Source organism: Leadbetterella sp. DM7 (genome assembly GCF_040829825.2).
Classification (GTDB): domain Bacteria; phylum Bacteroidota; class Bacteroidia; order Cytophagales; family Spirosomataceae; genus Leadbetterella.
Map to the genome: position 1 here is coordinate 34,923 of NZ_JBFOLH020000002.1, position 15,215 is coordinate 50,137.

12 protein-coding genes are annotated in these 15,215 nt (G+C 51.1%); 6 read left to right on the plus strand and 6 right to left on the minus strand.

The window, feature by feature from the left end:
• Positions 1-39: 39 nt before the first annotated feature.
• Together recA and AB2U10_RS01990 are read right to left on the minus strand one after the other, a co-directional pair.
• Positions 40-1,083, minus strand: a complete 1,044-nt coding sequence (gene recA / locus AB2U10_RS01985; protein WP_367916221.1) for a recombinase RecA — start codon at positions 1,081-1,083, stop codon at positions 40-42.
• A gap of 14 nt (positions 1,084-1,097) precedes the next feature.
• Positions 1,098-1,688: a 3-keto-disaccharide hydrolase gene (locus tag AB2U10_RS01990; protein WP_367916220.1), complete on the minus strand. Its 591-nt coding sequence runs from the start codon at positions 1,686-1,688 to the stop codon at positions 1,098-1,100.
• 93 nt (positions 1,689-1,781) lie between these two features.
• On the opposite strand from AB2U10_RS01990, the gene AB2U10_RS01995 reads away from it, so the two are divergent.
• The 3 genes from AB2U10_RS01995 to AB2U10_RS02005 are packed head-to-tail and all read left to right on the plus strand — an operon-like array spanning position 1,782 to position 4,326.
• Positions 1,782-3,098 carry a DEAD/DEAH box helicase gene (locus AB2U10_RS01995; protein WP_367916219.1) on the plus strand — a complete coding sequence of 439 codons (1,317 nt, stop codon included), beginning with the start codon at positions 1,782-1,784 and terminating at the stop codon, positions 3,096-3,098.
• Positions 3,098-3,529, plus strand: coding sequence for an NUDIX domain-containing protein (locus AB2U10_RS02000; protein WP_367916218.1), 432 nt, complete (start codon positions 3,098-3,100; stop codon positions 3,527-3,529). The genes AB2U10_RS01995 and AB2U10_RS02000 overlap by 1 nt, the downstream gene beginning before the upstream one ends.
• Positions 3,526-4,326: a DUF3822 family protein gene (locus AB2U10_RS02005; protein ID WP_367916217.1), complete on the plus strand. Its 801-nt coding sequence runs from the start codon at positions 3,526-3,528 to the stop codon at positions 4,324-4,326. Before AB2U10_RS02000 ends, AB2U10_RS02005 begins: the two co-directional genes overlap by 4 nt.
• A 44-nt stretch (positions 4,327-4,370) precedes the next feature.
• On the opposite strand, the gene AB2U10_RS02010 is transcribed toward AB2U10_RS02005, so the two are convergent.
• Positions 4,371-4,769, minus strand: a complete 399-nt coding sequence (locus AB2U10_RS02010) for a hypothetical protein (protein WP_367916216.1) — start codon at positions 4,767-4,769, stop codon at positions 4,371-4,373.
• A gap of 112 nt (positions 4,770-4,881) precedes the next feature.
• Here AB2U10_RS02010 and AB2U10_RS02015 point away from each other — a divergent pair, with 112 nt between their 5' ends.
• Positions 4,882-5,832, plus strand: a complete 951-nt coding sequence (locus AB2U10_RS02015) for a ribose-phosphate pyrophosphokinase (protein WP_367916215.1) — start codon at positions 4,882-4,884, stop codon at positions 5,830-5,832.
• Positions 5,833-5,834: 2 nt separating this feature from the next.
• On the plus strand, positions 5,835-6,407 hold the full coding sequence (locus AB2U10_RS02020) for a 50S ribosomal protein L25 (RefSeq protein WP_367916214.1): 573 nt from the start codon (positions 5,835-5,837) through the stop codon (positions 6,405-6,407).
• Positions 6,408-6,606: 199 nt separating this feature from the next.
• On the opposite strand, the gene AB2U10_RS02025 is transcribed toward AB2U10_RS02020, so the two are convergent.
• From AB2U10_RS02025 to topA, 3 genes are all read right to left on the minus strand, one after another.
• Complete coding sequence (locus AB2U10_RS02025) at positions 6,607-8,961, minus strand: TonB-dependent receptor (protein WP_367916213.1); 2,355 nt, start codon at positions 8,959-8,961, stop codon at positions 6,607-6,609.
• Positions 8,962-9,064: 103 nt separating this feature from the next.
• Positions 9,065-9,763: an SIR2 family NAD-dependent protein deacylase gene (locus AB2U10_RS02030; protein ID WP_367916212.1), complete on the minus strand. Its 699-nt coding sequence runs from the start codon at positions 9,761-9,763 to the stop codon at positions 9,065-9,067.
• Positions 9,764-12,229: a type I DNA topoisomerase gene (gene topA, locus AB2U10_RS02035; protein ID WP_367916211.1), complete on the minus strand. Its 2,466-nt coding sequence runs from the start codon at positions 12,227-12,229 to the stop codon at positions 9,764-9,766.
• Between the two features lie 192 nt (positions 12,230-12,421).
• Between topA and AB2U10_RS02040 the strand changes: the two genes are divergently transcribed.
• Complete coding sequence (locus AB2U10_RS02040; protein WP_367916210.1) at positions 12,422-15,193, plus strand: bifunctional aconitate hydratase 2/2-methylisocitrate dehydratase; 2,772 nt, start codon at positions 12,422-12,424, stop codon at positions 15,191-15,193.
• The last annotated feature ends 22 nt before the right edge of the window (positions 15,194-15,215 follow it).

The following is a 15,215-nucleotide window of genomic DNA, read 5'->3' on the forward strand; positions in this document are numbered from 1 at the left end:
CCCTGCCCAGGCGCCTTAACATTTTTTTAACGGCTATAGCTACTCGTCTGACTCTTCCCCTGTTTTGTCCATCAGCGCATCGGCATTGCCGGCCACGGTAGCTTTGATTTTCTCTTCGAGGTCAGCCATCAGCTCCGGGTTGTCTTTGATCAGGTTCTTCACGGCGTCACGCCCCTGTCCGAGACGGTCAGCACCATACGAGAACCAGGAACCCGACTTCTTGATGATGTCCAGGTCTACCGCCAGGTCAAGCACCTCACCTGATTTCGATACCCCTTCCCCATACATAATATCAAATTCAATAACCTTGAACGGCGGAGCCACCTTGTTCTTGACCACCTTCACCCGTGTGCGGTTACCGATGATGTTGCCGTCGTTATCTTTGATCTGGCCTATCCGGCGGATATCGATCCGCACAGAGGCATAGAATTTCAGGGCGTTACCGCCGGTGGTGGTTTCGGGGCTTCCGAACATCACCCCGATCTTATCCCGCAGCTGGTTAATGAATATGCAGGTACAGCCGGTTTTATTGATGGTACCGGTCAGCTTCCGGAGCGCCTGCGACATCAGCCGGGCCTGAAGCCCCATTTTGCTGTCACCCATTTCCCCGTCCAGCTCGGCCTTCGGTACCAGCGCCGCCACCGAGTCGATCACACAAATATCAATGGCTCCTGAAGCAATCAGGTGCTCGGCGATCTCCAGGGCCTGCTCGCCGTAATCGGGTTGGGAGATCAGCAGGTTCTTCGTATCAATACCCAGCTTTTCAGCGTATACTCTGTCAAATGCATGTTCTGCATCAATAAATGCGGCTATCCCGCCCTGCTTCTGGGCCTCGGCTATAGCATGCATTGCCAATGTGGTTTTACCGGACGATTCCGGACCGTAGATCTCTACTACCCTGCCTTTCGGTAAACCGTTTACCCCCAATGCAAGGTCTAATCCCAGTGATCCCGTAGAAATTACAGGAACATCCAACACTTTGGTGTCGCTCAGGCGCATCACCGTACCTTTACCGAATGATTTGTCCAGCTTATCAAGTGTGGATTGCAGGATTTTTAACTTTTCCGTGTTTTCTGCTGCCATGTTATATATTTAGATTACAAATTCTTTATTTTCAATTCTTTCCATTTTACCTTGATACCGCCGCCGTCATGGATCTGGAGGGCTATTTTCCCGTCTGAATCGGCAAATACCGGGTCTTTCAGGGTGACCATCTGTACCCCGTTCACCCAGGTGGTCACTTCATCGCCCTTCACCCGCACTTTCATGGTATTCCAGGCATTCATTTTTACGTTATCCAGCGATTTATCCGGCTTGATCAGCCAGCCCCGCTTGTACGATTCGTAGATACCGCCTGAAAAATGCCCCGGAGGCGCTACTTCAGCCTGCCAGCCAGACACTTTTGTACCGTCAATGCTGGAATGAAAAAACACGCCGCTGTTCCCGTTATCAACCGGCAAAAACTGCAGGGTCAGCTCAAAATCCTTGTACGATTTTTCCGTACCCAGGTAACCGTACCCCTTGTCAGGGCCGCTTTCACACACCAGCAGGCCATCTTCCACGTACCATTTTTCCGTTCCGTAAATCACCCAACCGTCAAGATTACGGCCGTTGAAAAGAGAAACAGGCCTGGATTTCTGCGCAAAAATAAAACAAGGAAGAAGAAGGAACAACAGTAGTTTTTTCATAGTTATTGACTTTCAAAAGGCTTTGTTGAAATGAGGTCACTAATATACGCATGAAATCAACTAATTTTGTAAAATTATTCAGATTACTTCTTTATGCAATTTGCCGACCTCAATCTTAACAAGCCCCTGCTGCGGGCCCTGGAAGACCTGGAGCTGACTACGCCTACTTCTATCCAGGAAAAAATCTTCCCGGCTGTGATGTCGGGAAAAGACCTGGCAGGGATAGCCCGGACCGGCACCGGGAAAACATTTGCCTATCTTTTGCCCCTGTTGCGGATGTGGACCTTCAGCAAAGAGAAGCTGCCGCAGATGCTGGTGCTGGTGCCGACCCGCGAGCTGGTCATGCAGGTGGTGGAAAGCGTAAAAGCCCTTACGCCTTACATGAGCTTTGATGTGACCGGCGTGTACGGCGGTGTCAATATGAAAACCCAGGCCGCCGAGCTTCTAAAGGGCTGCGACATGGTGGTGGCCACTCCCGGCCGCTTTACCGACCTGTCGGCAGCAGGCGTTCTGAAAGTAAAAAACATCCGTAAGCTGGTCATTGATGAATTTGATATGATGCTCGACCTGGGCTTTCGCCCGCAGCTGGACCTGATTTTCAATAAAATTCCTGAAAAGAGGCAAAATCTTCTTTTCTCCGCCACCATTTCGGAAGAAGTGGAAGAGCTGATCCACGATATTTTTAAATCGCCGGAAGTCATAGAAGATGCCGATGTGGGCACTCCCCTGGAGAATATCCGGCAGAAAACCTACGCCGTACCCAACTTCAGAACCAAGATCAACCTGCTGGAGCTGCTGCTGGCCAACGACGGGGAGATGAAGAAAAACCTGGTCTTTGTGGCCCAGAAACCGGCGGCCGACCTGCTTTACCGCGAGCTGACAGAACGGGGCATAGAACAGGTGGAGGTCATCCACTCCAACAAATCGCAGAACTACCGTTTCCGGGCCATCCGGGAGTTTTCGGAAGGAACGGTGCGCACCCTGATCTCGACCGATATCGGTTCACGCGGACTCGACATCAAGGGCATCACCCACGTAGTGAACATGGATATCCCGGAAGAGCGCAACGACTATATCCACCGGATAGGCCGGACCGGCCGCGGTGAAAGCTCGGGCACCGCCATCAGCCTAATCAGTCCGCGGGAAGAAGAAGCTTTCGCTGAAATTGAAGCCATGTACCGGCTGCAGCTCACGCGCCTTCCGCTTCCGGCCTATATTGAAACCGAAGACCAGCTTATGCCTTTTGAAACAGAAAAAGAGGAAGTGAAGCTGCCGGTGGTCAGGCACGACAGAAGCGTGGGCCCGGCCTTCCACGAAAAGCTGGAAAAGAACAAAAAGATAAATAAACGCAGGGATATCCAGGCCGAAAAAAAGCTGAAATACGGCAAGGCCTACAGGAAAAACATGTAATGACCGATATTGAAACCATTTACGGCGAAAGGGTGCGGTTACGGGTTTGCGGTATTCTCCGGCACCGGCAGCGCGTACTGCTGCTGAACCATGCTATGTTGAACGAAGACCATATTTTCTGGAATTTCCCCGGCGGAGGACTGGAAGAAGGCGAAAACATCATCAGCGCACTGCAACGGGAATTCAGAGAGGAAACCCACCTGGAAGTGGCCGTGCATGAGCTGGTTCATATCCACCAGCACATTGCCGGAAAGCTGCACGGCGTGGAGTTGTATTTCCGCGTTTCGGCCGGTGATCTGCATCCCCGGCTTGGCAACGACCCGGAAGGCAATATCCTGACAGAACTGCGCTGGTTTACCGAAAACGATTTAACACAATTAAAAACGGGGCATTGTCCCGGCTTCCTGAAAGAAATAGCATTTCGCAAATGAACAACTGCTTTAAAATCACAGACGAACGCTTCTCTGCCGAACGCACCGATCTGTACGACCTCATCTTTGAAATACAATTCAGCCGTTTCCGGTTCATGGTCTGCTCGGGCAGCCAGCTCCTGTGGCTGGAAGATCACTTCCTCGGAAATTCAAATGACCTGCAGGCATGCATAGCCCGGTATTCGGCTATCCTGGAGCAGCACCCCGTGCTGCGCATCCCCTACTGGAAGAGCATCCGGCTGATCTCCGGCTTCCAGATCCATACGCTGATCCCGGCAGAGGTTTTTGAAACGTCAAGGGCCGCAGAATATCTGCAGCTGGTATACCCTTCAGCCCGGCTGGCTGATTTTGAGGTAACATCGGAAGCGGTGCTGAACCAGCATGTGGTAAGCGCCACCATCAGTAAGATCAACCGTATTTTCCGGGAGCGTTACCCTACCCTTACTGTTCTCTCCGGCATCACCACCGGAATGCGGTATTTTGCCGGCCTTTCACCCGATATCACCCTCGGTGTAATGGCTGACCGGTTCATTGACCTGTATTACCGGAATACCAAAAGCAAGCTGACGATAGCCGAGAAAATACCCCTGAAATACCTGGATGAGCTCAGCGGAAGCACTTTAACCCTGATGGGAGAAGTTACCCCCTTCAGCGCGTCTTTTGCCCTGTTAAAAGAAAGATTTCAAACGGTGATAATCGGTGACTATGTACTGCCGGAAGAACCGGCCGGGAAATTTGCGGATCTCCCCGGGCACCGCTATTTTACATTATGGGAAGGCCGACCGGCAGCTGACTGACCCTCACGTACAGCGCCGGTTCACCCCAGTAGTACCTAACGGGATCAGCGTGCCGCCCGGCGTGACGTAACCTGGACCGGCATGACCCGACCCGACGCAGCCCGGCGAAAAGAGAATTCCTGGTCAAAACCGTACTGAACTTTGAGATTGTAATCAAAAAATTCAATGGCCCGCTCTACCTGTTTTCCTTTCAGGGCTACAAAATACGGCTTTTTACCGTTTTTGTTGACCAGCTTGGTATCCAGCTTGTAAATGGTACCTTCGGGATACCGGGAGATAAATTTGCTGGCAATGCTTATGCTCAGATCTTCAGGTACCTGCTGGCCGTTAATGGTTTTCAGCCGCATCTTCTCCTTCCCGCTGTCATAAAGCGCTTCGGCATATACATCCAGGAAATACGCTTTATTGAATTCGGGAACTTCATCTATCAGTGACAGTTGCATAACGTTGTTTTAAGAATCCTACCGCAAATTAATATTAATTTTTTAAAACTACCTTAATACTTCGTATTATTTTTTATACCTTTGCAGCACTTTTCGGAACAAACCTACCCCAATGGCAGAAGTCAAAATCTTTTCGGGAACTAATTCTCAGTATTTAGCCGGAAAAGTAGCTTATTACTACGGAAAAGAGCTTGGAAAAGTGTCCATTCAACGTTTTGCCGACAGTGAAATATCGGTAAACTTTGAAGAATCTGTAAGAGGATGTGACGTTTTCCTGGTTCAGAGCACTTTTCCGAATGCCGACAACCTGATGGAGCTTCTGCTGATGATCGATGCGGCCAGAAGAGCTTCCGCTCACTATGTAGTGGCCGTCATTCCGTACTACGGATATGCCCGCCAGGACAGGAAAGACCGCCCGAGGGTGGGCATCGGCGCCAAGCTGGTGGCCAATATGCTCACCGCAGCCGGAGCCGACAGGATCATGACGCTCGACCTTCACGCCGGCCAGATCCAGGGTTTCTTTGACATCCCGGTAGATCACCTGGAAGGAACTTCTGTATTTGTGCCTTACCTGAAAGAAAAGCACATCGACAACCTGCTTTTTGCTTCTCCCGATGTGGGCGGGGTATCGCGGGTAAGAAAGTTTGCCAGCTTTTTTGACGCAGACATCGTGATCTGTGACAAGCAGAGAAAGGTGGCCAACCAGATAGCCAGCATGCAGCTGATCGGTGATGTGACCGATGCCAATGTGGTTCTCGTAGACGATATGATCGATACCGGCGGTACCATCTGTAAGGCTGCAGAGCTGATCCTCGAAAAAGGGGCGAAATCAGTACGGGCGGTGGCTACCCACCCCGTGTTCTCCTACAAGGCGCACGAGATCATTGCCAACTCGGTATTTGAAGAGGTGATCGTTTCTGATTCCATTCCCCTGCGGCAGGATAACCCGAAAGTAAAAGTGATATCGGTAGCCGAGCTCTTTGCTCATGCCATCGGTAGAATTCGAGACAACGGATCAATTAGTACATTGTTCATAAATTATCAACAAAAACTTAAGTTTTAATCATGAAAGTAACTGAGATTGTAGGGTTTAAAAGAGCGAATCTCGGTCGTCAGTCAGCCCAGGAATTGCGCGCTGAAGGATTTGTACCGGGCATTTTGTATGGTGGAGACGAACAAATCTCCTTCTATGCGCCCGCTTATCTTTTCAGACCTGTGGTTTACAGCATTGATGCGTATCAGATCAAGCTGAGCATTGAAGGAAAAGAGTATACCGCTATCCTCCAGGATAAGCAGTTTCACCCCGTTAATGACTCGCTTGTTCACGTAGACCTGCTGGAGATCAATCCTAACAAGGTGATTACCACCACCATTCCTATCCGTCTTACCGGAACAGCAAAAGGAGCAAAACAAGGGGGTAAGCTGGTACAGACACTGAGAAAAATCCGTGTGAAAGGACCGGCTAAGCTGATCCCTGAGTTTGTGAACCTGGATGTAACCGATCTGGGACTGGGCAAATCGATCCGGGTGAAGTCAATTGAACTTCCGGAACTGACCATCATTGATCCGGTTGCCAACCCTGTAGCCAGCGTGACTATTCCACGTGCGCTGAGAGGGCAGCTGAATGCAGAGAAATAAGAGCGATCTTGCTATCTGGAATGAAAATCCCCGGCGAACCCGGGGATTTTTTTAGTGAACAGTGAATAACTAACAGTGAATAGTCCGGAAATCCTTATCTAATTTGTTCACTGTTCGTTGTTCACTGTTAGTTATTCACTGTTAGTTGTTCACTGTTAGTTGTTCACTGTTAGTTATTCACTGTTAGTTATTCACTTCCTCACCCTGCCCTGTTCTCCTCTTCCGTCTTATTCGTCTGACGTGCCTTATAGGTCGATTTCCCGAAGCGGTAAATGAGCTGGAGCCGTACTTTCCGGGAACCGTAGTACTGCACAAACTGCGTATCAATTACATCGGGGCTGTTTGACCGGATCCGCTGGTTACCGGTATTGAAGACGTCATCCAGGCTCAGCTTCAGAACCACCTTGTTAACAACTTTCTGAACACCTAAATTCAGGTTCCAGAACGGCACCACTTTGTAAATGGCATCTCCTCCGCCCACAAAATAAAAGAGTGAGTTATCAATGGTCCAGTTATTCTTCAGGGTAAAGGCTTGTGAGCCCCCGAGGTAAGAAGACACCACATACTTATCCAGGGGCTTACCGTTAATGAAATAATAGGCATTGTCTGCTGAAACCTGGCCGTAATACTGCACATTCCACCATTTCCGCACACTATTTGAGCCGTTAAACCCGATGGAGTGAAAAACAGATTTCGACAGGTTTTCACGGTAATAGCGGGTCATGAACGTTTCCGGATTATAATACGGCACCTGCTGTATATTGTCGGTGGTCTTGCCGCTTCTCACCGAAAGGCCGTAATTCTTAAAGCTGTAGGTCAGCTCCAGCATGTCTGTTCTCTCCGGTAAAAGGAAAGGGTTACCCTCCGCATAGGTAAACGGGCTCACATAAAACTGGAAGGGATTCAGCTCTTCAAAATACGGCCTTCTCAGCCGGCTGGTGAAGGTGAGCCCCAGCATATGATCCTCGTTCACCTTCCAGCCCAGCATGGCCGTAGGCAGCCAGTGCGTGTAATTCCGGAGGGTTACATTATCCGTACTTTCCGAACGCGCATCGGAATCCGTGTTTTCAATCCGCAGGCCGGCCTGCCAGGTGATCTTTTTATACGCTCCGGCATAGTTCAGGTAGCCGGCCATAATGCGCTCTTTGTAGATAAAATGATTGGTTCTCAGCGGGTCCTTTTCAAAGCCGTTCTCCTTCAGGATATCAAAATGCACGTCGTTATCGGTTCCGGTGAAGGCCAGCTTCACGCCGGTCTCAAAATTTCCTTTCAGCAGGGGCGTCCGGAAATCGGCCTGGGATGAAAAAATATCGATCCCACTGGCCACCCCTGACTTCAGCCGCTCTACCGTCTCTCCGCCTTCCTGGGTATCGATATCCTGGAACTCCTTACTGATATAGCGGGCCACCGTGCCCAGCACATCCAGCGTGGATTTCCCGAATTTTCCGGAGTAGTATCCATTCAGCGAATTATTCCGGTCCAGGGGTTCAGAGTACTGGCCTGTCTTTTGGAGTACAGACACCCCGCTTTTCGTGATCAGGTTATCGGTTGCATTGTCTTTCGTCTCGTTCCGTTTATAAAAGCGGTAGGTCAGCCCCGCCGAATGGTTCTTATTGAAAAAGTAATCCATTCCCGCCCGTAAAGGCACGCTGGTGGAGCTGGAAACCACGTCGGTATACGTATCCAGGCTGTTGCCTCCAAAGAGGTTCTGGGTGCCGTCATATTGGTAATACCCCTTGCCCGGATTATAGTTTCCGGCCGCGGTAAACGCCGCCTTTTTTGTTTTATACGTTAAGTTCACGTTATTACTCAGGTCAGAGAACCGGTGCTGCCGGTAAGCCAGCGTATAGCTTCCCGTCCAGCCCAGGTTTTTATCCCGCTTTAACCGGATGTTCACAATGGCCTTGTATTTCGAATCGTACCGGGCTGAAGGGCTGGTGATGATCTCGATGGTCTCGATACGGTCGGGCTCCAGGGTATTCAGGTAAGTATTGAGCTCGGCACCGCTCATAGGTACATCTTTGCCGTCAATAAACACCTTAGGAGTGATGTTATTTCCTAATGAAATGGCACCGTCAGGACTTACCCGCACACCCGGCGCTTTTTTAAGGACATCCAGGGCATTCATAGCCGTTTTGTAGATGCTGTTACCGGCTATATTCATGATCATGCGGTCGGCCTGGCGCTCAATGGCCGGCTTCTGCCCCTGCACGGTCACCTCCGCCAGCACCCGGCTGTTGGCCCGGAGAAGCAGCTCCTGCGGCGCGGCTGTACCCGCGGCAAAAGATGCCGTGCTCAGAGGTTCATAGCCCACCAGGTTAACCTGAAGATAGTAGGTTCCGCCGGGAACCGTCATGGCGAAGCTCCCCAGGCTGTCTGTAAAAACACTTTGAACTACAGTGCTATCGGGCAGCCGGCGGGCTACCACGGTAGCAAATTCAACGGGTTCGTGCGAGGAAGCATCTTTCACATTTCCCCTGACAGGCCATTGTTCCTGGGCCATAACGCCGTAGCATACCAGCCCTGCCAGGCAGGAAAACAACATTTTTTTCATAAGTAACAGCTTTTCTTTCTACGAAGATGCACAGGAACGGCTATGGGTTGCGTCTGATTTTGAAGAAACGGAATTTTTACCGGATAAGTGGAGGAAAACGCGGTTATGCGTATAGGGTTCTCAGGCGTTCAGCCAGCACGGGCAGCGCCACAGCGGCACTCTCCCGGATGAATTCTGTATTTTTTATATTGAAACGATAATCCGGCTTATGCGGGTCTATCACAAATTTGGGCACCTCCTCTCCCACGTAACCCACCAGTCCGGCGGCAGGATATACCTGCAGGCTGGTTCCTGCCACCACAAAGATATCGGCGTTCAGGCAAAGGTCAGCGGCAGGCTCAATCATGGGCACCATTTCTCCGAACCACACAATATGCGGGCGGAGCTGTCCGCCATCATCCGCCCGGTCACCCCATTGAATCGCGTCTCCGCCTATATCATAAACCAGGCCGGAGTTGGTCACACTTCTTACTTTCGACAGCTCTCCGTGCAGGTGCAGCACGCGCGAAGAGCCGGCTTTTTCGTGCAGCGCGTCTACATTCTGGGTGATAATCCGGACATCAAAGCAGTCTTCGAGCGCTGCCAGCGCCTTATGGCCCGCATTAGGTTCTGCGGTAAAAGCCTGGCGCCGCCGTTCATTGTAAAAATCCAGCACAAGCTGCGGGTTTCTTTCCCAGGCTTCAGGGGTCGCCACATCTTCCAGCCGGTAGGTTTCCCACAGGCCGCCCATGTCGCGGAAAGTCCTGAGACCGCTTTCGGCACTTATGCCTGCCCCTGACAGCACTACCAGCTTCCTTTTCATCTATTCACCCAGCTTCAGGCAATCTTCCAGGGTCAGCTCTTCCGGCACGGTTCCTTTCGGGATCTTCACATTCCGCTTGCCGATCTGGATATACGGGCCGTAACGGCCGTTTAATACCTTTACTTTATCGTTCTCCGGGAATTCCTTAATTACCTTATTAGCGGCCTCTTTCTTACCGTTCCGGATGATCTCGGCCACCTTCTCGTCGTCAATGGTCAGTGGATCTTCGGTTTTCGGAATATTGTAATAGGTAGTTCCGCATTTTACATAAGGGCCGAAGCGGCCTTTCCCAATCACTACGGGCTGCCCTTCAAACGCAGCCATCTCACGCGGCAGCGAGCCGTCTGCGCCGGCCTGCTTTGCTTCAATCAGGGCCACGGCCCGCTCTTTGGTGACCGTCAGCGGGTCTTCGCCCTTGTCGAGGTTATAGAATTTGCCGTTATACAGCACGTACGGGCCATAGCGGCCTTCGTTCACTACAACGGGGTGCCCCTCATGCAGGCCCAGCTCCAAAGGCAGCTTGGGTCCTTTCAGGATGGCCAGTGCCTCCTCGTAGGTCAGGCTGGAAATGAGGGTTCCTTTTTTGAGGGAAACAAAAACCGGCTTCTCCTCGTCTGTGGCTTCCCCGATCTGCAGATAAGGGCCAAAACGGCCCACTTTGGCAAAGAGCTTCCGTCCGCTCTCCGGGTCTACGCCCAGCTCATTGGAGCTGGTGGCCGATGAGGCGCCTTCAGCCGCCTGCTCCACCTTATTATGAAAATCCTGGTAAAAGTTCTGGATCATCTTCTGCCACGAAACCTTTCCCTCGGCCACGTCATCAAACTCATCTTCTACCTCGGCCGTAAACTTGTAGTTCAGGATCTCCTCGAAGTTCTCTACCAGGTAATCGTTAACAATCATGCCCAGGTTGGTCGGGAAAAGCTTGGCCTTCTCGCTTCCGTAGGTCTCTGTTCTGGCCTCTGAGGTGATCTCGCCTTCTTTCAGCGTCAGCTCGCGGTAGTCCCTGGTTTGTCCGGGGCGGTCTTCTTTCACCACGTATTCCCGTTTGATGATGGTGGAAATAGTAGGCGCGTAGGTAGAAGGACGGCCTATGCCCAGCTCTTCGAGCTTTTTCACCAGGCTGGCTTCGGTATAACGGGCCGGCGGCCGGCTGAAACGTTCGGTGGCCTTCATCCGGATAAGCCCGAGCTCCTGCCCGATGTTCAGCGGCGGCAGCATACCTTTGCTCTCTTCGTCTTCTTCGTCGTTTCCTTCCAGGTATACTTTGAGAAATCCTTCGAACTTGATCACTTCACCCGAGGCGGTAAGCTCTTCCGGCCGGGTGGAGATCCCTATTTTGGCAATGGTACGTTCAATCTGCGCGTCAGCCATCTGCGAGGCAATAGCCCGTTTCCAGATCAGGTCGTACAGCCGTTTTTCATTTCTGTCGGCCCCGGCGCTACTCACCGAAAAATCGGTGGGACGAATGGCTTCGTGCGCTTCCTGGGCTGATTTATCCTTGGTTTTGAAAACCCGGGGCTTCGAGAATTTTTCCCCGTAAGCGCTGATGATCTGCCCTTTGGCACCTTCTATAGCCTCTGCCGAAAGGTTCGTGGAGTCGGTACGCATATACGTGATCTTTCCCGATTCATAGAGCCGTTGGGCCAGGGTCATGGTCTGCTGCACCGAAAAGCTCAGCTTCCGGGAGGCCTCCTGCTGCAAAGTAGAGGTGGTAAAAGGAGCTGCCGGGCTCTTGGTAGTGGGCTTCACCTCCAGGCTGGCTATTGAAAATACCGCCGCGATACAATCGTTCAGGAATTTCTCGGCTTCCTGCAGGGTTTCAAAGTTTTTCGGTAGCTCGGCAGACAGCTGCTTGCCGTTTCCTACGTTAAAATCGGCCTGTATTTTATAGGAAGAGGTCACCTGGAAATTCTCGATCTCCCGTTCCCGCTCCACTACGATCCGCACGGTCACCGACTGCACCCTCCCGGCAGAGAGATTCTTGCGGTCTCCGGCCCTAATCTTACGCCAGAGCACCGGCGAAAGCTGGAAGCCCACCAGCCTGTCGAGGATACGACGGGCCTGCTGGGCGTTTACCAGGTCCAGGTCAATGGTCCTGGGGTTTTCTATGGCTTTCCCTATCGCATTTTTGGTAATTTCCCGGAATACGATCCGCTTGGTGTCGTCTTTCAGCCCCAGGGCCTCTTTCAGGTGCCACGAAATGGCCTCCCCTTCCCGGTCGTCGTCAGTAGCCAGCCAGACCTCCTTGTCTTTGGCTTCCTTTTTTAACTCGTTGACTACTTTTACCTTATCGGTTGATACTTTATAGGTAGGTTCAAAGTCTTTCTCAATATCCACGCCCAGCTCTTTTTCAGGCAGGTCGCGGATATGGCCGAAGCTGGATTTGACAACAAAATCTTTTCCAAGATATCCTTCAATGGTTTTGGCTTTAGCAGGGGATTCTACTATGACGAGGTTTTTTGACATGTACTTTTTAAAAAGTTGCCGCAAAATAAAGGATACTTTAGCTTAACTTCTTATAAAAGTTGCAAAAAATGAATTAAATAGCCGAAAAACGTCAAATATTTTGAACATTTCTAAATAAGAAACTTCTTGTAGCAATTGGAAATCAGTTTGTATTTTTGAGGGTTATTACAGTAACATCTGTAACATCTGTTTATGAATATTTATAAGGAATACACTAAAGAAATTGAAGAACGCAAAGCCCAGGGGCTTCACCCTAAACCCATTGACGACGCCGAGCTGCTGGGTGAAATTATTGAACAGATCAAGGACCCGCAGAACGAGCACCGGGAAGACTCTCTTAATTTCTTTATTTACAACACATTGCCCGGAACTACCGGCGCTGCAGGTGTAAAAGCTAAATTTTTAAAGGAGATCATTTCAGGCCAGATCGCAATAGAGGAAATCACACCTGCTTTTGCATTTGAGCTGTTATCGCATATGAAAGGGGGGCCTTCTATTGAAGTGCTGCTTGACCTTGCCCTGGGTACCGATGCCGCCATTGCCAAAGAAGCGGCCAACGTACTTAAGACCCAGGTCTTCCTGTACGATGCAGACATAGAGCGGTTGCGGGAGGCTTTCCGCAGCGGCAACGAAATTGCGAAAGAAATTCTTGAAAGCTACGCCAAAGCGGAGTTCTTCACCCAATTGCCGGAAGTGCCCGAAGAAATTAAAATAGTGACCTATATTGCCGGTGAAGGAGATATTTCCACTGACCTGCTTTCTCCGGGTAACCAGGCACACTCCCGCTCAGACCGGGAGCTTCACGGCAAATGCATGATCACTCCGCAGGCCCAGGCAGAAATCCGGGCCCTGCAGGCACAGCACCCCGACAAGAGCGTGATGCTGATTGCCGAGAAAGGTACCATGGGCGTGGGCTCATCGCGTATGTCAGGGGTGAACAACGTGGCCCTCTGGACCGGTAAGCAGGCCAGTCCGTATGTGCCGTTTGTGAACATTGCTCCTATTGTAGGGGGTACCAACGGCATTTCGCCCATTTTTCTTACCACTGTTGACGTGACCGGCGGGATAGGTATCGACCTTAAAAACTGGGTAAAAAAAGTGGATGCAGACGGTAACGTTGTGCGCAATGAAAGCAATGAACCTATCCTCGAAGAAGTGTACTCTGTAGCTACAGGTACCGTTCTGACCATCAATACCCGGAAAAAGAAGCTGTATAACGGCGACCGGGAGCTGATCGATATTGCCAGGTCGCTCACGCCTCAAAAGATGGAATTCATCCGGGCCGGCGGCTCCTATGCTATTGTCTTCGGTAAAAAGATCCAGACCGTGGCCGCTGAAATCCTGGGAGTGCAGGCAGCTCCCGTATTTGCCCCGTCAAAAGAAATCTCCATTGAAGGACAGGGCCTCACAGCCGTAGAAAAAATCTTCAACAAAAATGCGGTAGGTACCACACCGGGCAAGGTTTTACACGCCGGCTCGGATGTTCGTGTAAAGGTGAATATCGTAGGCTCACAGGATACAACAGGCCTGATGACAGCGCAGGAGCTGGAATCAATGGCCGCCACCGTGATCTCATCGGGTGTTGATGCCGCGTACCAGTCGGGTTGTCATACCGCTTCGGTATGGGACAAGAAAGCACAAGCCAACATCCCGAAGCTGATGAAGTTCATGAATGAGTTCGGCCTTATCACCGCCCGTGACCCCAGAGGCGAATACCACGCCATGACCGATGTGATCCACAAGGTGCTGAACGATATTACGGTAGACGAGTGGGCCATCATCATAGGAGGCGACTCGCATACCCGGATGTCGAAAGGGGTAGCTTTTGGTGCCGACTCCGGCACAGTGGCCCTTGCGCTGGCTACCGGCGAGGCCTCTATGCCCATTCCGGAATCGGTGAAGGTGACCTTCAAAGGTGACATGAAAGAGCACATGGATTTCCGGGATGTGGTGCATGCTACCCAGGCCCAGATGCTTGCGCAGTATAACGGGGAAAATGTATTCCAGGGAAGGGTGATCGAGGTGCATATCGGTACACTTCCTGCTGACCAGGCCTTTACGTTTACTGACTGGACAGCGGAGATGAAAGCAAAAGCTTCTATCTGTATTTCGCAGGATGATACCCTGATCGAATCACTGGAAATTGCCAAAGGCCGGATCCGGATCATGATCGAAAAGGGCATGGACAATAAAAACCAGGTTCTCCAGGGACTGATCGATAAAGCCAACAAGCGGATCGATGAGATCCGGTTGGGCATAAAGCCTGCCCTCACCCCCGATGCCAACGCCAAATACTACGCAGAAGTAGTCATTGACCTGGATCTCATTGCAGAGCCCATGATTGCCGACCCGGATGTGAACAACCAGGACGTTTCCAAGCGGTATACACACGATACCATCCGGCCTCTTTCGTATTACGAAGGAAGCAAAAAAGTAGACCTCGGGTTTGTAGGCTCCTGCATGGTGCACAAAGGTGACCTGAAAGTGGTTTCCCAGATGCTCCGGAACCTCGAGAAGCAACAGGGTAAAGTAGAATTCCATGCTCCGCTGGTGGTGGCAGCTCCTACATATAACATCATTGATGAGCTGAAAGAAGAGGGCGACTGGGATCTGCTGCAGAAATATTCCGGGTTTGAATTTAATGACCTCTTCCCGAAAAATACGGCCCGTACAGAATACGAAAATATGATGTACCTGGAGCGCCCGGGGTGTAACCTTTGCATGGGTAACCAGGAAAAAGCGGCAAAAGGAGATACCGTATTGGCGACTTCCACCCGGCTCTTCCAGGGCAGGGTGGTAGAAGACTCCGAGCGCAAAAAAGGTGAATCGCTGCTAGCCTCCACACCGGTGGTGGTGTTGTCGGCTATCCTGGGACGAATCCCGAATATGGAAGAATATACCGCTGCGGTAGAAGGCATAAACCTGACCAAATTTTCACCCCCGATTAAAGAGATGAGCAGGTAATTACAGATCTTGGGAGTATTGA